The sequence below is a fragment of the Amycolatopsis sp. NPDC104775 genome (assembly GCF_055583325.1).
Genome location: NZ_JBVJOE010000005.1, coordinates 1 through 18,714, shown reverse-complemented (window position 1 = coordinate 18,714; position 18,714 = coordinate 1). Strand labels below are relative to the sequence as shown.

17 protein-coding genes are annotated in these 18,714 nt (G+C 69.6%); 9 read left to right on the top strand and 8 right to left on the bottom strand.

What is annotated here, in order from left to right; translation table 11 throughout:
* Window positions 1–63: 63 nt before the first annotated feature.
* From ACZ63D_RS22670 to ACZ63D_RS22655, 4 genes are read left to right on the top strand one after another with little or no spacing between them, the layout of a single operon-like run.
* Entirely contained in the window at window positions 64–1,245 is a 1,182-nt protein-coding gene (locus ACZ63D_RS22670) for a saccharopine dehydrogenase family protein (protein WP_465356331.1), read from the top strand.
* A gap of 14 nt (window positions 1,246–1,259) precedes the next feature.
* Window positions 1,260–2,825 carry an AMP-binding protein gene (locus ACZ63D_RS22665; RefSeq protein ID WP_465356330.1) on the top strand — a complete coding sequence of 522 codons (1,566 nt, stop codon included), beginning with the start codon at window positions 1,260–1,262 and terminating at the stop codon, window positions 2,823–2,825.
* Between the two features lie 32 nt (window positions 2,826–2,857).
* Window positions 2,858–3,814 carry an alpha/beta hydrolase gene (locus ACZ63D_RS22660; protein WP_465356329.1) on the top strand — a complete coding sequence of 319 codons (957 nt, stop codon included), beginning with the start codon at window positions 2,858–2,860 and terminating at the stop codon, window positions 3,812–3,814.
* Window positions 3,807–5,390 (top strand): flavin-containing monooxygenase, encoded by a 1,584-nt coding sequence (locus tag ACZ63D_RS22655; RefSeq protein WP_465356328.1) that lies wholly within the window; start codon window positions 3,807–3,809, stop codon window positions 5,388–5,390. Before ACZ63D_RS22660 ends, ACZ63D_RS22655 begins: the two co-directional genes overlap by 8 nt.
* Window positions 5,391–5,420: 30 nt before the next feature.
* On the opposite strand, the gene ACZ63D_RS22650 is transcribed toward ACZ63D_RS22655, so the two are convergent.
* The 5 genes from ACZ63D_RS22650 to ACZ63D_RS22630 form a co-directional block, all read right to left on the bottom strand.
* Window positions 5,421–6,698, bottom strand: coding sequence for a flavin monoamine oxidase family protein (locus ACZ63D_RS22650; protein WP_465356327.1), 1,278 nt, complete (start codon window positions 6,696–6,698; stop codon window positions 5,421–5,423).
* Window positions 6,695–8,008 carry a flavin monoamine oxidase family protein gene (locus ACZ63D_RS22645; protein ID WP_465356326.1) on the bottom strand — a complete coding sequence of 438 codons (1,314 nt, stop codon included), beginning with the start codon at window positions 8,006–8,008 and terminating at the stop codon, window positions 6,695–6,697. Before ACZ63D_RS22645 ends, ACZ63D_RS22650 begins: the two co-directional genes overlap by 4 nt.
* 84 nt (window positions 8,009–8,092) lie before the next feature.
* Complete coding sequence (locus ACZ63D_RS22640; RefSeq protein ID WP_465356325.1) at window positions 8,093–10,393, bottom strand: LuxR C-terminal-related transcriptional regulator; 2,301 nt, start codon at window positions 10,391–10,393, stop codon at window positions 8,093–8,095.
* Window positions 10,394–10,540: 147 nt separating this feature from the next.
* Complete coding sequence (locus tag ACZ63D_RS22635) at window positions 10,541–10,948, bottom strand: RidA family protein (RefSeq protein ID WP_465356324.1); 408 nt, start codon at window positions 10,946–10,948, stop codon at window positions 10,541–10,543.
* A gap of 76 nt (window positions 10,949–11,024) precedes the next feature.
* Window positions 11,025–11,678, bottom strand: coding sequence for a response regulator transcription factor (locus tag ACZ63D_RS22630; protein ID WP_465356323.1), 654 nt, complete (start codon window positions 11,676–11,678; stop codon window positions 11,025–11,027).
* A 331-nt stretch (window positions 11,679–12,009) separates the two neighbouring features.
* Here ACZ63D_RS22630 and ACZ63D_RS22625 point away from each other — a divergent pair, with 331 nt between their 5' ends.
* Window positions 12,010–12,408: an acyl-CoA thioesterase gene (locus ACZ63D_RS22625; RefSeq protein WP_465356322.1), complete on the top strand. Its 399-nt coding sequence runs from the start codon at window positions 12,010–12,012 to the stop codon at window positions 12,406–12,408.
* Between the two features lie 369 nt (window positions 12,409–12,777).
* Window positions 12,778–13,494 (top strand): C39 family peptidase, encoded by a 717-nt coding sequence (locus ACZ63D_RS22620; protein WP_465356321.1) that lies wholly within the window; start codon window positions 12,778–12,780, stop codon window positions 13,492–13,494.
* 45 nt (window positions 13,495–13,539) lie between these two features.
* Here ACZ63D_RS22620 and ACZ63D_RS22615 read toward each other — a convergent pair whose 3' ends face one another.
* On the bottom strand, window positions 13,540–13,839 hold the full coding sequence (locus ACZ63D_RS22615) for a hypothetical protein (RefSeq protein ID WP_465356320.1): 300 nt from the start codon (window positions 13,837–13,839) through the stop codon (window positions 13,540–13,542).
* Window positions 13,840–14,550: 711 nt separating this feature from the next.
* On the opposite strand from ACZ63D_RS22615, the gene ACZ63D_RS22610 reads away from it, so the two are divergent.
* Together ACZ63D_RS22610 and ACZ63D_RS22605 are read left to right on the top strand one after the other, a co-directional pair.
* Window positions 14,551–15,291 (top strand): SDR family NAD(P)-dependent oxidoreductase, encoded by a 741-nt coding sequence (locus tag ACZ63D_RS22610; protein ID WP_465356319.1) that lies wholly within the window; start codon window positions 14,551–14,553, stop codon window positions 15,289–15,291.
* A gap of 111 nt (window positions 15,292–15,402) precedes the next feature.
* On the top strand, window positions 15,403–16,281 hold the full coding sequence (locus ACZ63D_RS22605) for an alpha/beta fold hydrolase (RefSeq protein ID WP_465356318.1): 879 nt from the start codon (window positions 15,403–15,405) through the stop codon (window positions 16,279–16,281).
* A 109-nt stretch (window positions 16,282–16,390) separates the two neighbouring features.
* Here the strand turns inward: ACZ63D_RS22605 and ACZ63D_RS22600 are convergent, their stop codons facing one another.
* Together ACZ63D_RS22600 and ACZ63D_RS22595 are read right to left on the bottom strand one after the other, a co-directional pair.
* Window positions 16,391–17,161, bottom strand: coding sequence for a FadR/GntR family transcriptional regulator (locus tag ACZ63D_RS22600; RefSeq protein ID WP_465356317.1), 771 nt, complete (start codon window positions 17,159–17,161; stop codon window positions 16,391–16,393).
* Window positions 17,162–17,203: 42 nt separating this feature from the next.
* Window positions 17,204–17,395, bottom strand: a complete 192-nt coding sequence (locus ACZ63D_RS22595) for a hypothetical protein (protein ID WP_465356316.1) — start codon at window positions 17,393–17,395, stop codon at window positions 17,204–17,206.
* A 225-nt stretch (window positions 17,396–17,620) separates the two neighbouring features.
* On the opposite strand from ACZ63D_RS22595, the gene ACZ63D_RS22590 reads away from it, so the two are divergent.
* Window positions 17,621–18,529 carry an alpha/beta hydrolase gene (locus ACZ63D_RS22590; protein ID WP_465356315.1) on the top strand — a complete coding sequence of 303 codons (909 nt, stop codon included), beginning with the start codon at window positions 17,621–17,623 and terminating at the stop codon, window positions 18,527–18,529.
* Window positions 18,530–18,714 lie beyond the last annotated feature (185 nt).

The window sequence follows — 18,714 nt, the reverse complement described above, 5'->3', positions numbered from 1 at the left end:
CGGGTGGGCGTAGAACGCGCGCGACCGCGGTCAAGGCCCGGCGCCCGGCCGACCATGGGCCGCATGACGAACTCTTCCCCAGGCCGCCGCGGGCGCAAACGGATCCTCGTGACCGGCGGAGCCGGCGAGATGGGCGCTTACGCGTGCCGCGCCCTCGCGAAAGCCGACGAGGTGGAACTGGTCCTGGTCGCCGATCGCGACCAGGACCGCGCCGCCCGGCTCGTCGCCGGACTCGGCCCGAAAGCCCAGCCGCTCGACCTCGACATCTCCGACGCCGACGCCCTGCACGACGCGCTGACGCCGGTCGACATCGTCCTCAACACCGCAGGCCCCTTCTACCGCTTCGGACGCGAGGTGCTCACCGCGGCGATCGCGACCCGGACGAACTACCTCGACATCTGCGACGACTGGGAACCCACGCTCGAGATGCTCGGCCTCGACGACGCGGCGCGCGCCGCCGGCGTCACCGCGGTGATCGGGATGGGCGCCAGCCCCGGCACGAGCAACCTGCTCGCGCTGCTGGCGATGAACCAGTGCGACACCGTCGACCGCGTCTACACCGCCTGGCGTGCCGGAGCCCTGCCGTATCCGACCGCCGAGGATCCCGACCCGAAACCGAATGCCGCGCTGGAGCACTGGGTGCACAACTGCACCGAGCCGATCAAGATCTGGCGCGACGGCGGGCTCGTCGACGCTTACGCGCTCGAAGAACTCACGCTCGCCTATCCCGGCCGGGAAGCCGGTTCGGTCTGGGTCTGCGGACATCCCGAACCGCTCACCCTGCCGCGCGTCCGGCCCGAGGTGCGGGAGTCGCTCAACCTGATGGTCGCGCGCCGGGGCCTGATGGAAGGCATGCTGCGGGTCGCCGAACGCGTGCGCGCCGGAGAACTGGACGTCACCGGCGCGGCCAAGCAGATCCTCCGCGAGCCGGACACCGGAGGCGAGGCCGCCGGTCCCGCGCCGACGCTGCCGAATCTCTTCGCCGTGGCCGAGGGAACCAAGGACGGCAAGGGAATCCGGGTCGGGGCGCAGCCGATCGTGCTGCCCAACGCGAACATGGGCGAGATGACCGGCTACCCGCTCGCGATCGCCACGCTGATGATGGCCCGCGGCCTCGTCGACAAGCCGGGCGTGCACGGGCCGGAAGGCGCGGTCGACCCGGAGACCTACTTCGCCGAACTGTCCCTGCTCGTCGAAAACCGGCCCGGCGGCCCGGTCGTCGAGGTCGTTTCGGAAGAACTCTGACGACGGCGTCCGGGATGTCTACTCAGGACAGTCTCCTCGCGACGCTCCGGAGCGCGGCGGCCGAACAGCCGGCCAAGGAATTCCTTCGGGTCTCCGGCGAGACCTTCACCTTCGACGAAACGCGACGGCACGCCGAGGCCGCCGCCCGGGGGTTCCGCGCCCTGGGCATCCGGCCTGGCGACCGCATCGGCCTCATGTGCGGCAACCGGCCCGAAGCTGTCTGGGCCTGGCTCGGCGCCAACGCCGCACAGGCGACCGACGTGCCGTTCAACGCCGAAGCGCGTGGCCGTCTGCTCGACTACTTCGTGCGCGACGCCGGGCCGCGCGTCCTCGTCGGCACCGCGGATTATCTCCGTGTTCTCGCCGACGCGACCCACTACGCACCCGAATACGTGGTCTGCATCGGCGAACCAACGGGGACGCCGTTCGGCGGACGCGTCAAGCACTTGACCTTCAAGGAACTTCTCGCGCTCGGCGAAAAGTCTGGCGAGAAGCTGGAGAACCCGCGCCCGGACGCCACCGCGACGATCATGTACACCTCCGGCACGACGGGGCCGTCCAAAGGCGTCATGCTCCCGCAGCGCTATTACCCCGCGCAGGGAGCAGCCGCCGCCCGGCTGATGGACCTGGGCGACGACGAGACTGTCTACTGCGCTCAACCGTTGTTCCACATCGACGCGCGCGCGTTCCTCGTCACGACGCTGCACGTGCGCGGCACCTTCGCGCTCGGCAGCAGGTTCAGCGCGACGCGATTCTGGGACGAAGTCCGGCATCACCGGGCCACCGTGTTCGCCACGATCGGCACCATGCTGTGGATGCTGTACAAGCAGCCGCCACGGCCCGACGACCGCGACCTCCCCGCCCGGCTCGCGATGTGCTCGTCCACGCCGAAGGAAATCCTGCGCGAATTCGAGCACCGGTTCGGCGTTGACGTCATCGAGGCCTACGGCATGACCGAATGCGTGCTCATCACGTCGGCGCCGACGGGAACCACCGTCCCGGGCCGGATCGGCAAGCCGGTGCCGGAAGTTTCGGTGCGGCTGGTGGACGACTTCGACGCGCCGGTCGCGGACGGCGAGATCGGCGAACTGGCGTTCCGGCCGCACGAGCCGTTCGCGATGATGCAGGGCTACTGGGCGAAACCGGCCGAAACCGTCGCGGCGTGGCGCAATCTCTGGTTTCACACCGGTGACCTCGCCCGTCGGCACCCGGACGGGACGCTGGAGTACGTCGGGCGGAAGAAGGACTCGATCCGCCGCCGTGGTGAAAACGTGTCTGCCTGGGAGGTCGAAGAAGCCGTCGCTTCACATCCAGGCGTGCGAGAAGTCGCCGCGATCGGCGTGCCCTCGGACGTGGGCGAAGAGGACGTCGCGATCCTCGTGGTCGCGGCGGCTCCCGTCGATCCGGCCGAACTGCTCGGCCACGCCGCGCAGAACTTGCCGGGCTTCGCAGTGCCGCGGTACGTCGAATTCGTCGAGAGCCTGCCGAAAACCCCGTCCGAACGCATCGAGAAGAACGCGGTGCGCGAACGCGGCATCACGGCGGCGGCGTGGGACGCGAACGCCATTCTGCGGCACTGAGAACAGCTCAACTTGGCGGAAAGGAACGCATCATGCCCCTGGAACCGGCTTCCGCGGCTTTCCTGGCCGAACTGGCCGCGGCCGGAATGCCCCCGATCGAAGACTGGACGCCCTCGATCGTCCGGCTGGGCGACCCGGTGCTCGCCGGGCTCACCGGCCCCGGCCCGGACGTCGGCGCGGCCCGCGATCTCCGGCTCGCCGCCGCGGACGGGACCTTCCGGGTCCGCATGCTCCGCCCGGCGGGCGCCGCCCGGGCCACGATCGTCTACTTCCACGGCGGCGGCTGGGTCGGCGGCGACATCGACCTCCAGTACGACCACGTCGGCCGCGACCTCGTGAACGCGACGCAGAGCACCGTCGTGCTCGTGAACTACCGCAAGGCACCCGAACATCCCTTCCCCGCGGCGATCGAGGACAGCTGGCTCGCGCTCACCTGGGCGGCGGACCACGCCGCGGAACTCGCTCCGCCCGGCGCGCCGCTGCTGGTCGCGGGAGACAGCGCGGGCGGGAACATCGCCGCGGTGCTCGCGCAACGCGCCCGAGACGAGGCAGGCCCGCGCATCGACGCCCAACTGCTGATCTACCCGGTGACGGACTGCGATTTCACCCGTCCGTCCTATGTGGATCCGGACAATCAGCTGTTCCTGGACCGGGAAACCATGATCTGGTACTGGAATCAGTACCTCCCTGACGAATCGGCCCGCCGTCAGCCCGCCGCGTCCCCGCTTCGCGCGGAGACGCTGGCCGGGTTGCCGCCCGCGCTGGTCTATGTGGCCGAATACGACCCGTTGCGCGACGAAGGCGTTGCCTACGCCGAGGCGCTGCGCGCCGCGGGAGTACCCGTGGTGCTGGCAGAGGCCGAAGGGCAGATGCACGGCTTCTTCCAGATGGCGAACATCCTCCCCGGCTACGACGAGGGCCTGCGCCTGGTCGCCGGATACGTCAACGATCTCCTTTCCGCCGACGACAAGGACCGCACCCGTGCCTGACCACGACGCAGTCATCATCGGAGCCGGATTCGCCGGCCTGTACCAGCTGCACCTCCTGCGCGGACGCGGCTTCGACGCGCACGTCGTCGAAGCAGGCGACGACGTCGGCGGCACCTGGTACTGGAACCGCTATCCCGGCGCGCGCTGCGACATCGAATCGATCGAGTACTCCTACTCCTTCGACCCGGACCTCGAACAAGACTGGGACTGGAGCGAGCGTTACGCCGCGCAACCAGAACTGCTCGCCTACGCCCGCCATGTCGCCGACCGGTTCGACTTACGCGAGCACATCACCTTCGGCGTCCGGGTCACCGCGCTGGACTGGTCCGAAGACCGTCGCGAATGGACAGTCCACGGCGACGACGGTTCCGCGCGGACCGCCCGGCACGTGATCGCCGCGACCGGCTGCCTGTCCATGCCCTCGCGTCCGGATTTCCCCGGGCTCGCCGAGTTCGGCGGGGAACTCCTGCGGACGTCGAGCTGGCCGCACGGCGGTGTCGACCTGGCGGGCAAGCGGGTCGCGGTCGTCGGCACCGGATCGTCCGGGCTGCAGACGATTACCGCGATCGCCCCCGTCGTCGGCCAGCTCACCGTCTTCCAGCGCACGCCTTGCTTCGCCGTCCCCGCGCACAACGGCCCCGCCGAACCGCGCCTGAGCGAAGCCCGCGGCCGGTACCGGGAACTCCGCGCCGCCAACCGCCTCTCCCCCGACGGTTTCCAGTGCCACAACGGGGAGATTCCGTTGGCGGACACCGATCCGGCCGAGGTCCGCGCGGAGTTCGACCGCCGCTGGAAGACCGGCGGCCTGTGTTTCGATCGCGCTTTCCCGGACATCCTGACCGATCTCGCGGCCAACGACGTCGCCGCCGACTACGTCCGGAGCCGCATCCGGGAGAAGGTGCGGGATCCGGAGCTGGCGGAGAAACTGTCGCCGCGCACCTACCCGATCGCGAGCAAGCGGATGTGCGTGGACACCGGCTACTACGAGGTGTACAACCAGCCGAACGTGTCGCTGGTCGACCTCACCGAGCAGCCGATCCGGCGGTTCACCCGGCGCGGCATCGTCGCGGGCGACACCGAGCACGCCTTCGACGTCGTCATCCTCGCGACTGGCTTCGACGCGATGACCGGCGCCCTCGACGCGATCGACATCCGGTGCGCCGGGCGAACCCTGCGGGAGAAATGGGCTCGCGGACCGCGGACGTACCTCGGCCTGATGTCGGCCGGTTTCCCGAACCTGTTCCTGGTGTGCGGTCCGCAAAGCCCGTCGGTGCTGTCGAACATGCTGACCTCGATCGAACAGCACGTCGAATGGATCGGGACAGCGCTGGGCTACTTGCGAGACCACGGCCGGACGCGAATGGAAGCGCTGCCGGAGAACGAGGACAACTGGGTCACCACCACCAACGACCTGGCGAACCTGACCCTGATGCCGCGAGCCGCCTCCTGGTACCTCGGCGCGAACATCCCGGGCAAGGAGCGGGTCTTCATGCCCTTCGTGGGCGGAGTCGGCCTGTACAAACAGGTTTCCGAGGGGGTCGCGGCCGCCCGGTACCACGGGTTCGAACTCAGCTGAGGCCGTCCTGGGTCCCGTTTCGCGCCGCGGTCAGCACCCACGGGACCCAGGACGTCCGGTTCGCCGCAAAACCTCGTCCGCCGCCCGCTCGCCGGACCGCAGCGCTCCGTCCATGCTCGTCTCCCACAGCTCCGCGGTGTGCTCGCCAGCGAAGTGGACCGGGCCGATCCGCTGCGCGAGCAGGCTCGTCCGCCGGGGCTGGTCGCCGTGCGGCATCGAGACCACGCCGCCCGCGTACGGCTCCTGCGTCCAGTCTTGAACGATGCCGCCAAGCCGTCGCGGGCGGATTCCCGTTGCCGCGCCGACAAGTTCGTCCATGGAGCGCAGCAGCCGCGGTTCGTCCCGCAACACACCGTCGCCGCGATCCGGGACCAGGCCGAGCAGCACGACTGTGTCCTCCGGGCCGACGGGACGGGCCCACAGCAGCGCGATCGGCCCGTCGCTCACCACCGTGAGGCCGAGCTTCGAGACGATCTCCGCGCCGTGCGCGTACTGCGCGATCACCTTGCCGCCCTGGCTCATCGGCGTGGCAAGGAGAGCGTCGAGTTTCCAGCTGGGGAGGACCGGGTCGAATCCGATACGCAGCGTCGGAGTCACCGGAGTCGCGACGACGACATCGTCCGCAGCGAACTCGTCGCGGTCGGTCTCCACCAGCACCCGGCCACGCTCCCGGCGCACCAGCCGCACTGGCTGGTCGAGGCGGACGTCAAGATCGGTGGCCAGCGCCCGCGCCAGCGAATCCGTGCCGTCGGCGAGCATCCAGCAGATCCGGCCGACGTGCGGCGGCTCGACCATCGACATCGGCACCTGCGACGGCTCGTGGACCGGGTTGTAACCCGCCTGAGCGCAGAACATCCGCCGGGCCGCCGGAGACAGCCCGGTGCGCGCCGCCCACGCCGGGATGATCTCCGCCGGATCCGGCGGGCTCGCGTCGAGCGCGTCGCGGACCTCGTCAGCGAGCTTGTCGCGGGCAGCGTCGGACAGCCGCTGGCCGCCGACCACGGCGGTGACGCGCAGCGGCGACGCGGCCGTGCGCCGTCCGTCCGGATCGGAGGGGAACAACGCGATCCGCGGCGTCAGTTCCACGCCCAGTTCGGCACAGGTCTGCAGGATCTTGTCCTGGCCAACGTCGATGAAAGATCCACCGAGGTCCGCGGGCTGCCCGTGCCGGAGCCGGTCGCGCACGGTGCGCGTGCGGCCGCCGAGGTGCGGTTGCGCTTCAAGGACGACCACGTCCTCTCCGGCGCCTCGCAAAGTCCGCGCGGCGGACAATCCAGCCAGCCCGGCCCCGATCACGATCGTGCTCATGCGCGCACCAGGTCCGAGTCGATTGCGTCCAGGGACATCCGGATCGGCTGGCGGAGGATCTCGTCCGCCGCGCGCGAACCGGAGCGGATCGCGCCCTCCATCGTCCCGAAGAACGCGACGTCGGTGTAGTCGCCGGCGAAGTGCACGCGGTGCACCGGGGCCGACGCGACCGAGGCGAGCGGGCCGCGGCGGCGGAATCCGGGCATCGCGCCCATGCCGAGCGCGAACGGATCCGCGGTCCAGTTCTTGCTGCGGTTCGCGAGCCGGGTGACCGGCCCGCCGACCGCGGTCCGCACCAGCTCGTCGAGGGCGGCGACCGCCTCCGCGGCGGACTCGAGCGTGGCCCGCCGGGACCCGCAGACGAATCCGCTCACCACCGCTGGACCATCGGTGACGTAAGGGTTGCTCACCCACGCCGTGTTGACCGGGCCGTCGGAGAAGACCGCGCGGCCCAGCGCCGCACGCACCGCGTCGCCTTCCGCGTATTGGGCGACCACCTTGCCGCCCGCGGACCGCTGCAGCGACGACAACGCGTCCAGCTTCGCAGCGGGCAACGGCGGATCGAACCCGACCGTCGGAAGGACGAACGGAGGCACCGCCATGATCACGTGGTCCGCGGTGAACCGCTCTCCGCTTTCCGTTTCGACGCGAACCCCGCCGCGCGCCCGGCGAACCGCACGGACCGGTGCCCGCAATCGCACGTCGACGTCTCGAGACAACCGGTCGGCTAGCCGCTGGCTTCCGCCCACCACACGGCGGATCGGACCCAGTCGTTCCGTCGCGAGATAATGAGCGTCGACCTGGAAAAGCTCGGATTGCACCGGCATCCGCGCGATCCCAGCGACAGCCGCACGAGCCGCAGCGGAAAGCCGGGCGCGGCGCGTCCACTGCTCGATCAGCTCGTCCTCCGCCGGTGCCGACTCCCTCATCGCCGTACGGATCTCGCCGGCCACGGCCGAGAACGCGGCCCCGCGCAGTAATTGCCCGCCGACGATGATCCGGCCTTCCTCCAGATAGCCTTCCAACGGCGTCTCGGCCGGTTGTGCAAACGAGACTTCCGAGGACAGCGTCACGCCGACCTCGTGGCACAACGCGGCCATCGTCCGATAGCCGGGCGGGACGAGTTCGGCCCCGAGGTCGCAATGCTGTCCGTCCGCGAACCCTTCGCGCACGGTGCAGGTTCTCCCGCCGACGCGATCGCGCGCTTCGAGCACTGTCACGGCCGAACCCGCGTCCCGCAAGGTTTTCGCCGCGGTCAGTCCTGCCAACCCGGCGCCGATCACCAGCGTCGAACGATTCCCCGAGGTCATGCCTCGCAGCATCCGCGCACCCGGTCCGCGCGGACGGCTCACCGCCCGCCGTTCTGCCCGGCTGGGGGATGATCCCCGTCCGGTTCACCCCGAGTTGCGCGCCATCCAGCTCGCGATCTGGGCCCGGGTCGAAAAGCCCAGTTTCGCCAGGATGCCTTCCACATGCCCTTCCGCGGTACGCAAGGAAATCACCAGCTTCTTGGCGATCTCCTTGTTCGAGAGGCCTTCGGTCACCAGTTCCGCCACTTCGCGCTGCCGCCGGGTCAGCACCGCGGTCTCCAGCGGAGCCGGTTCCGCGTCGTCATCCTCGGCTTCGTGCAACGCCAACGCCACGATGTCCGGCAGCGGCTGCTCAGCGCCGCGAGTGAAAGCCCTCTCGAAGGCCGCAGCCCCGAGATCCTTCCGTGCCAGGGATTCGTAGTACTTCCGCTGCGCGACGAACTGCCGGGCACCAACCCCCTGCCACAGCTTTTCCGCGCCGCCAAAGAGAATCGCCGCCCGCTTACTGTCCTTTTTGGCCGCGCTCGTGCACGCGAGCAGCTCCAGCGCGAAAGCGATGCCGAGCGTGTCGTGGAACACCCGCTTGATCTTCAGCGCGGCGCGCAGATCTTCCTCGGCCTGGTCGATTTTGCCCTGAAGCAGCTCCGTGAAGCCCCTCCCCCACAGCGCGTAGGACAGATTCCACTGGTCTCCATTGGCTTTGCAAAGCTCGAACAATTCCGCGAACAGGGCCGCGGCCTTGTCGATGTCACCGGAGAACATGTGCGCCGCGCCCAGTTCCACCCGAAGGCTGTCCGGGTACTGGGAGTTCACCCCCGCCCGCTCGTACAGCTCCAGCGCCTCGGTCAGCAGCGGCACCGCGTACGCGGGAGTGGCGGACACGACGAACCGCATCCCCATCACGTGCGTGGCGTACGCGAGCGCGGCCGTGTCGTCGAGCTGCCGGGCCAGGTCACGGGCCTGCTCCGGCAGCTTCGCGACCGCCTCCCGGTCGCCGAGGAACGCACCGAGGTAGGCCAGCGTCGCCAACGCCCAGGCGCGTTCGCGAGTCGGCTCGTCGTTGAGTGCCAGCGCGCGCCGCAGCCAGAGCCTTCCCTCGGCCAGCGACGCGACCGCTCCCCAGAACCACGGGATCGCGGCCAGCCGCAGACCGGTCCGCTCTTCGCCGGGCGTGGCGAAGCAGAACTCGAGCGCCCGGCGGAGATTGGCGTGCTCGGCCAGCACCCGGTCGGCCCAGTCCTGCTGCCGGGGCCCGACCCATTCGTCGCCCGCCGCCTCGAACAGCTTCACGCACCAGTCGCGGTGCCGCCGCTCCAGCTCCTTCAGCTCGTCGGTCTCGACAAGCTGGGCCTGTCCGTACGCGCGGACGGTGTCGAGCATCCGGAATCGGGCGTGGCAGGTGGGCCGGTCGCGAGTGAAGATCGACTTGTCCAGCAGGCCGGCGACGGTGCCGAGGACGGCTTCCCTCGGCAGCGCCGGATCCGCGCACACTTCCTCCAGCGTTTCGGCGTCGAAGCCGCCCGCGAACACCGACGCCCTGGCCCACAGAAGCCGCTCCGCCGGAGTGCACAGGTCGTAGCTCCAGTCGATGAGCGCTTGCAGCGTCCGGTGCCGTTCGGGGAGGTTCCGGTTGCCCTCGCGCAGCATCGCGAACCGGTCGTCGAGCCGTTCCACGAGGTCGTCGATCGCGAGCACCCGCAGCTTCGCCGCGGCCAGCTCGATCGCCAGCGGGATGCCTTCGAGCCGGCGGCACAACCGGATGATCGCCGCCTCGTTGTCCGCGGTCAGCGCGAAACCCGGCACCACCGCGGCCGTGCGCTCGGTCAGCAGCGCTACCGCCGGGTAATGGGTCGCGGCGCCCGGCCGGATCGGCTCGTCCGGGTCGGGCACCGGCAGCGGCGGCACCGAAAAGACGTGTTCGCCCGCGATCTGCAGCGAGTGCCTGCTGGTGGCCAGGATCCGGACATCCGGGGCAGCGCGCAGCACCGCGTCCGCGAGGTCGCCGACCGCGGCCGCGAGGTGTTCGCAGTTGTCAAGGATCAGCAGCATCCGCGAGGTGCGCAGGTGATCGCACAGCACCTCGACGGGCTCGCGCGCCGACTGCTCCCGCGCGGCCAGCGCGTCCAGCACCGTGTGCGGCAGCAGCGCCGCGTCCTCCAACGCCGCCAGTTCGACCAGGCAGACGCCGTCGGGGAACGCACGGCGCGCCTCGGCCGCGACGCGGTAGGCCAGCCGGGTCTTGCCGACGCCGCCGATCCCGGTGAGCGTAACCAGCCGCGCCGCCGCGACCAGCTGCCGGACCGCGGCGACGTCGTGGCGGCGGCCCACGAAACTCGTGAGGTCCGCCGGCACGGTCGTCGGCGATCTCCCTGACGGTGCTGCCATCGGCTTCCTGAGTACGTCGACGACCGGGGCGCGCGTCATCCTACGTCTCCCGTCACCGGCTCACCAGCCACGAGAACCGCACCACTAGTCCCGTTATCCTTCGGATACCCCGACTGCCTTCGACCGTTTCCTCCGTTTCCCGCACCGCTAACCGATGACCGCCGTAGCGTCCATTTCCACCACCGCACCCGGGACCGACAGGCCCGTGACGCCGATCAGCGTCATCGCCGTGGCTTTCGCACCCGCCTCGGCGGCGGCCTCGCCCAGCCCGGCGTACACCTGCTCGAGGTTCTCCTCCGCCGGGTCGACCACGTAAAGCATCAGCCGGACGATGTCCGCCGCGCTCCCGCCCGCTTCGGCCACCGCGGTGTAGATGTTCGCCGCTGTCTGCTTGGCCTGCGCGCGATAGTCCGCGCCGTCCCCGGCCAGCTTCTCGTCCGCGCCCAGAGCGACCTGACCGGAGACGAAGACGAGGCTCCCTCCGGTCGCCACGATGATCTGCGCGTAGCCGTGCGGCTGGGGAAGAGTGCTGGGATTGATCTTTCGCGTCGCCATGCCCGAAGCCTCTCCGATTCCGGCCGCTGCCGGGGTTTCGCTGTCCCGCTCACTGCCCAGCCGGGGGATGCCGGAGTCAGGCGACGAGTCCGAGTTCTTGCGCGCGGCTGGCGGCCTGCGCCCGGTTGCGGACGCCGAGTTTGCGGTACACCGCGCTGGTGTGCTGTTTGACGGTGTGCCGGGAAAGGTTCAGCGACAAGGCCATTTCCGGATTGCTCAGCCCGGACACGAGGTGCCGCAGGACGTCCAGCTCTCGTTTGGACAGCCGCAACGGAAGCGGTCCGTTGTCCTTCGGGAACACCCGCCCGCCCTCGGCGACGCGTTTCACCGCCGCGACCAGAGCCGCGGTCGGCATCTGCTTCGGCAAAGCGGCGACCGCGCCGTTCACCAGGGCCAGCGCCGCGGACATCCGCCCCTCCGCCGACATCAGCACGACACGGACGTGCGGCAGCTGGGCGCGAAACTCGCGGCACAGGTCGAGCCCGGACCGGCCCGGCAGCGACGTGCTCACCAGGACCAGCTGCGGCTGATGCCGCCGCGCCACCTGCCACGCCAGCTCCGCCGTCGCGACTCCGAGGCATGACGCCACCCACGGTTCGTCGAGCAGCACCGCGCGCAACCCGGCTTGAAGCAGTTCGTGTTCCTCGACGATCAACACCCGCTGCGCCTGGCACCGGTCCCGCGGGATCTCCTCGGCGGGATCGAGCCTTTCCACGGCCATGGCTGTCATCCGGGCACCTCCGGCTACTCGTGCGGTCAACGCCGACCCACGCGATGGCCCGCGGCGCCACCTCGGGCGCCGCACCGCCCGTCCGGGGACGGGCCATCGAGCTGTGACTTGCATCATGGCTGGTCACAGCCGTGCGAACACCCGGGAAACTACCCGCGTACTACCCGTTGCCGCGGCCTTGCGGCACGCTTGCGGCTGAACCTTGCCGCGCCCCGGTGCCGAACCCGCCGCCGGACGCCCCGGCGCGGCCCGGCTGGGGGATGCTCCCCCAGCCGGGCAGAGAACCCGCGCGGAGCGGAGAATCCGGACCGGCCGCCATACCGTGCCCCTCATGTGGCGCAGCGACTACCAGCTCCGGCTCAACGACATCGACGGGCTCGGCCACCTCACCGCGACCTGGTACCTCGGCCTGCTGGAAGAGACGCGCGCCGCGTGGCTGATCAAGAGCCTCGGCGTCGACTATCCGTCCTGCGTGCTCCGGGCTCAGCACATCGAATACCTGCACGAAATCACTCGCGGCGACGGGACCGTCACGGTGAGCCTGGCGGTCAAGCAGCTGGGCACGTCGAGCGTGCGGCTCGCCGAGGAGATCTCCGCGCGGGGAACCGTCCGGGCGAGGTCGGACGCTGTGCTTGTCATGTGGGACAAGCGAACCCGCGCGGCTCGGCCGATGACCGATCAGGAACGTGCTGTCCTGGGGTCCTTCGTCCCGTCTGGTGGGCGATCATAGCCTTCTCGGGACGGGTTACTTCGTGACCGCGGTGCCGACGACAATCACCTGCGAGTACCGGTTGGCCACCGTCGCACTGCTCCGCGGTGACGTGCTTGCTAGGTCAAGCGCGCGATGTCGCCACGGTGCTTTTGACGATGCCGTACGGCAATGCCTGGAGGCTTTCGAAGCCACCGACGAGGAGATCGCTGCCGACTTTCGACTTCCGGCTGCTCACTCGCGTGCGCCGCTGAACCGGGCCGAAGACCTGGTACGGCCCCGGATCGGCCAAGAATGACCGGCTACTGACCTGGCCGCACGGACCCCCTCGCCGCCACTCTGGGGCTCGCCCGCACCGACCGGGCACCCTCGACCCCTTCGGGAGCTTTCATGCGCAAGAGATCCGTGTCCGCCGCGATCGTCGCCGTGGCGGTCAGCGCCCTGGTCTTCCCCGGCGTCGCCCAGGCCGCTCCGCAGTCCTTCTCCGTGTCGGCGCTCGCACACGGGACGAAGTCCGGCGCCTCGGTCGTCGACGGGGAGATCAAGCCCGGCACCGTGGTGCACGTCCCGGCGTCGTCCGCGGTGCGGCCGTATGGCAGCCCGCGCTGGCTGAACATCGACTACCAGGTCCAGGAAACCGGCTACTGGTGCGGCCCGGCAGCCACCCGCATCGCGCTGTCGGCCCGGATGGCCCCGCCCAGCCAGGGCGACCTGGCCGCCCAGCTCGGCACGACCGTCGACGGCACCGGCTGGATCGGCCAGGTCACCAGCGTGCTCAACAGCAATCTCGGCGGCGGATGGTACGAAACCAAGGAGATGCCGGACGACCCGCCGACCCAGGAACAGCGGGACCGGCTGTGGAACGACATCGTCTACGACATCGACCGCAACTACCCCATCGTCGCCAACATCGTGGCACCGGCGAACAACCACCCGCCCGGCTACCCCGACTACACGATCTACCACTACTTCACCGTGTTCGGCTACGACCCCGTGGACCGCACCGTCACCATCGCCGACCCGGCCAATTTCGGCGGCAACCAGATTTACTGGATCTCGTTCGACCAGCTCGCCTCGTTGATTCCGCCGAAGGGCTATTCGGCCTGAAATCCGGGTACCGGCGGCAAGGCCAGGCCGCCGGTACCCGTAATGCTATTTCCCGTTCTTCCTAGCAGCCACTAATGTCGCGATCAAAACTATCACAATACCGACCATGAACAGCATTATTCCTATTAAATTAATACTTTCACCGTAAGCTGGATTCCGCTGCAAGACGATGAATACAAATATGAAGAGCGCGAGAATGGCAGCGATGCTGCCGATCAGTAGAACGATGCTATTCTTCTTCACTGCCCTCCCCGGTGGCGATGTCACTATTTTGAGTTGAATTCTTCGCAGGCGCGCAGTACCGCGAACACCAGCGTCCCCTAACGCTCGGCGGAACACGATCACGCATAGTTCTTCATCGTCGACGACACGTGCTCCATGACACCAAGGAGACCTATCTGACCGATAAGTACGTTTGTTCACGCTGACGGAGCAGCCGCGATGGACCAGACCTCTTAGATGGGGCGAACGCCCACGAGCCGCGCCAACGCTGACTAAGCTGCGGATTCCGCAGCCAGCAGCAGATTCCTCCGGCGGCCTATCCGGCGCTGTGAAGCCGAATCCGATGCCGGGTTGACCATCCGGCCGTTGACAGCAGGGTGATGCGGCAGCACCGCGTAGATCCTGGCCACGACGTCCGTCGCTGCGGCACCCGTGCTCGCCGACGCGCCTCACTGCTCGGAGACAGCGGCGATGACTGCCTAGCCAAGCTGAAACTCGACGTCGCCCGGCTCCTGCTCTCGAAAATGGGCCTGACCCCAGCCGATCTGCTCAATCAGCCGGGGCCAGCGGCCGATATGCCAACGTTTCCGTCTACCTCCGCGGCCCTGGCGACGGAGGCGGCTCTGCCCTCAAGCTTTCCCGTCTTCCGGAAAAAGCACCGCACCATAACCCTGCCCGAACTGTCTCAGCAGGTTTCTCACCGTCGCTCGAACCGATGTTCCGCCCGCAGTGCCCGCACCCAGGCGTCGCAAGCTTGCCCACTCCTTCTTAACTCTGATACTAGTTATAGTCACTCCGGCCGCGCGACCCAGCCGGAGCTGGAAGGAGCGGAAGATGGATTCGCTGGCGGAAAAGGTCTGCGTGGTCACCGGCGCCGGACGGGGGATCGGCCGTGCGATCGCCGAACGCGCGTCGGCGGCGGGGGCGGCCGTGGTCGCGGCGGATCTGGACCAGGAGACCGCCGAGGCGACTGCCGAGGCGTTGGGCGGGCCCGCGGTCGGGGTGCGGGCCGACGTGGGGTCGCGGGAATCGGTGGACGCGCTCGTCGCCTCGGTCCTCGACCGGTTCGGCCGGATCGATGTGCTGGTGAACAACGCCGGATGGGACAAGGCCGGTCCGTTCGCGGAGTCCGATCCGGACGACTGGGACCGGATCATCCGGGTCAATCTCTACGGTGTCCTGCACACTTCGCGCGCCGTGCTCCCCGTCATGGCGAAGCAGGGAGCGGGTTCGGTCGTGAACATCGCGTCCGACGCCGGCCGGGTCGGATCGTGGGGCGAGGCCGTCTACTCCGCCGCCAAGGGCGGGATCATCGCATTCACCAAGACCACCGCGCGGGAACTCGCGCGCAGCGGGGTCCGGGTCAACTGCGTCTGCCCTGGGCCGACCGACACTCCCCTGCTCGCCTCCTTCGCGGGCGAAAAACTCCGCGACGCCCTCGTGCGCGCCATCCCGCTGGGCCGGGTCGGCGTCCCCGCGGACGTGGCGAACGCGGTGGTTTTCCTGGCCGGTGACGAAGCCGGCTTCATCACCGGCCAGACCCTCAGCGTCAGCGGCGGCCTGACGATGGCCTGACCGCGGCAGCGCATCGCCGGAATTCCCGAGAGGTCCAGCCATCGGCGACGAAGCGCCACTGGCAACCGCAGGGGCGCAACCTCCGCTGGTTTCTTATATATTATATTATCGATGAACCGAGAGAACGGAGTGCGCGTGCCCGCGCCGAACGTCCGGAACGAGCTGGTGTCCTTCCTCAACGACGGCGTCCGCCTCGTCGGCGACCGCCTCGTCCCCGACGGAGCCAGGCGCGGAATGGTGGTATTCCTGCACGGAGGCGGGCAAACCCGGCACTCCTGGGGCAAGGCCGCCGAACGCGTCGCCCGCAGCGGCTGGACGACCCTCTCCCTCGACGCTCGCGGGCACGGCGACAGCGCATGGGCCCCCGACGGCCGCTACACCCTCGACGCGTTCGTCGGCGACCTCCGCGCCGTGCTCCGCGACCTGCCGGAAACCCCGGTGTTCGTCGGGGCCTCGCTCGGCGGCATCACCGCTCTCTCCGCCGCCGGGGAGCATCCGGGATGCGCGGCCGGGCTCGTCCTGGTCGACGTCGCACCCCGGATCTCGACCGCCGGCCGCGCCCGCATCATCGAGTTCATGGCCGGGGCACCGGACGGATTCGCCTCGCTGGACGAGGTCGCCGACGCCATCCACGCCTACAACCCGCACCGCCGCCGCCCCCGCCACCTCGACGGGCTGCGCAAGAACGTCCGGCAACGGGAAAACGGCCGCTGGTACTGGCACTGGGACCCGAAATTCCTCGACTTCGGCGACGAACCCAGCCGCGACACCGAAGCCGACCGCCTGGCCGGCGCCGCCCGCGCCCTGCGGATCCCCACCATGCTCGTGCGCGGCAGCGAATCCGACGTCGTCACCGCGGAAAGCGTCGAAGACCTCCGGAAACTCGTGCCGTCCGCCCGCTTCGAAGAAGTTCGCGCCGGGCACATGGTCGCCGGCGACGACAACGACGTCTTCACCACCCACCTGATCGACTTCCTCGCCACCACCTGAGCCAGCGGCATCGGCCGGGGAAGTTTTCGCGAATGGCGGCACCCTGGCCGCGCATCTCACGATCGTGCTCGTCGACGGTGCCGGTCCTGGCCGAACCGCCCGCGGACGATCACGGCTGGCGGTCTCCCGAGAGGACCTCGTCCACGTCCGGCCACAGGATCCGGCTTTCCAGGCTCTCCGGCTGGTCCTTCCGCAGTCCGTCCACGACCGACTTGATCATCACGTGCGTGATCGCCCGGGCCGACGCGCCGTCGCCCGCGCGGATCGCGTCCACCACGGTCGCGATCCGGTCGGTCAGCTCGTCGCGGCTGCCCTTGGGGAACCGCCACGGGACCGTCGTTGTCATCACCGCGAGCGCGGGCATGAAGGCGGCCAGCACGTCGTTGTGCGAGGCCTCCGCGACCCGCAGGTGGTAGCGGCCGCTGTGCGCCGCGAACTCCGGACCGCGCTTGCGGCGCGCCGAACGCAGCGCCGCGACGGATTCGTCCAGAAGTTCCAGGTCGGCGTCTTCGCGGTGGGCAGCGGCCAGTGCGGCCACCTCGGGCTCGATCGCCAGCCGCGATTCGAAGACAGTGCGCAGCGTCGCCCCGCGGAACTGCACCACCATGCCCAGCGCGCTGCCGACCACCGACGGGCCGGGTGTCACCAGCCGCGGCCCGCCGCGCGGGCCCGCCTTGACCACGACCGCGCCCAGGAAAGTGAGCAGCCGCAGCGATTCCCGCAACGTTCCGCGCGAGACGCCGTACCGCTCGATCAGCGTCGCCTCGTCCGCGAGCGCGTCGCCGGGTTCGAGCCCTCGCGCCAGAAAGTCCCGGACAATCCGCCGCGCCGTGAGCGCGGGCAGCGAGCCCCGGCGGATCGTCGGCTCCGTCGCCGTCATGGCTTCCCTCCCCCGCTCGCGCCGTGCCAACTAGTATACCGATTACCGGTCGCGAGCCGGGGTACCGGGCGGGACGGCGATTCCTCGGGCGATCCGGCCCAGCCCTTCAGCATGTCCGGCGAGTGTGGGCAGATCGAGAAATCCATGCGGGGCGATGGCGGTCACGGGAAGTTCGTGCGGCACTTCGGTGGTGGTGAGCCGTTCGGCGAGCGAGAGGAATTCACGGATGGACACCCACACCTTCAGCCCGGCGCAACGCTTTGAAGACCGGGGCGGAGAACAGCCTGCCTGCGGCCCGGCGGCGTCAGCCGCGGCCAAATCTGTCCTAGGACAACGGGATCCCAGGCTGAAACCGGCCCATTGTCGGGCCCAGCGACGAGCGGCATCGTCAAGGACAGCGGCCGGAGAACACGACCCGGCCAAAACCGCTTGGCACCACGGGAAAGAAGACGATAGCTGATGAAAACGAACGTGCGCTTCCCCAGCACAGGCCTCAGCCTGGCCGGGCTGCTGTTCACCCCCGACGACCACACCGGCGCGCCGCTTCCCGCGGTCGTCGTGTCTCACCCGGGCGGTGGCGTGAAGGAGCAGACCGCCAGCATCTACGCCGAGCGCCTGGCCCGCGAGGGCTATGCGGCGCTGGTGTTCGACGCCGCCTACCAGGGCGAGAGCGAGGGTGAACCGCGCGGGCTGGAGAACCCGTTCCAGCGCGGCGAGGACGTCCGGGCCGCGGTCACCTACCTGACCACCCGCGACGACATCGACCCGGCCCGCATTGGTGCGCTGGGCATCTGCGCGTCCGGCGGCTACGTGCCGTTCGCCGCGCAGACCGACCACCGGATCAAGGCCGTCGCCACGGTCAGCGCGGTGGACATCCGCAGCCTGCTCGTCGAAGGACTCGGCCGCACCCAAGGCCCAGAGGTCCTGCAGGCGATGCTCGACCAGGCCGGCGCGCTGCGCACCGCCGAGGCCCGCGGCGAAGCACCAGTCACGCAGAACTGGGCGCCGGAAAGCCCCGAAGGTCTGGAAGAGGCGCCGACGCTGTACCGCGAGGCGCAGGACTACTACCGCACGCCGCGCGGCGGGCACTGCAACTCCACCAACGAATGGCCGCTGCGCAGCATCGACCACATCGCCCAGTTCGACCCCTACGCGATGATCAAGCTGATCGCACCGCGCCCGCTGCTGATGATCATCGGTTCCGACGCCGACACCGGCTACTTCAGCCGCGAAGCCGTCGAGAAGGCCGACGAGCCCAAGGAACTGTTCGTCGTCGACGGCGCCACCCACATCAGCCTCTACGACAAAGACGAGCACGTCACACCGGCGGTCGCGAAGCTGACCGGTTTCTTCGGCGAGCACCTCTGACCAACCCCTGGTGGGGGGGGGGGGGGGGGGGGGGGGGGGGAAAGAGGGGGGGGGGGGGGGGGGGGGGGGGGGGGGGGGGGGGGGGGGGGGAAGAGGGGAGGAGGGGGGGGGGGGGGGAGGGGGGGGAGGGCACCGCGCCATACCGCAACACCCGACGCGGGGGGGGGGGGGGGCGGTGGAAGAGA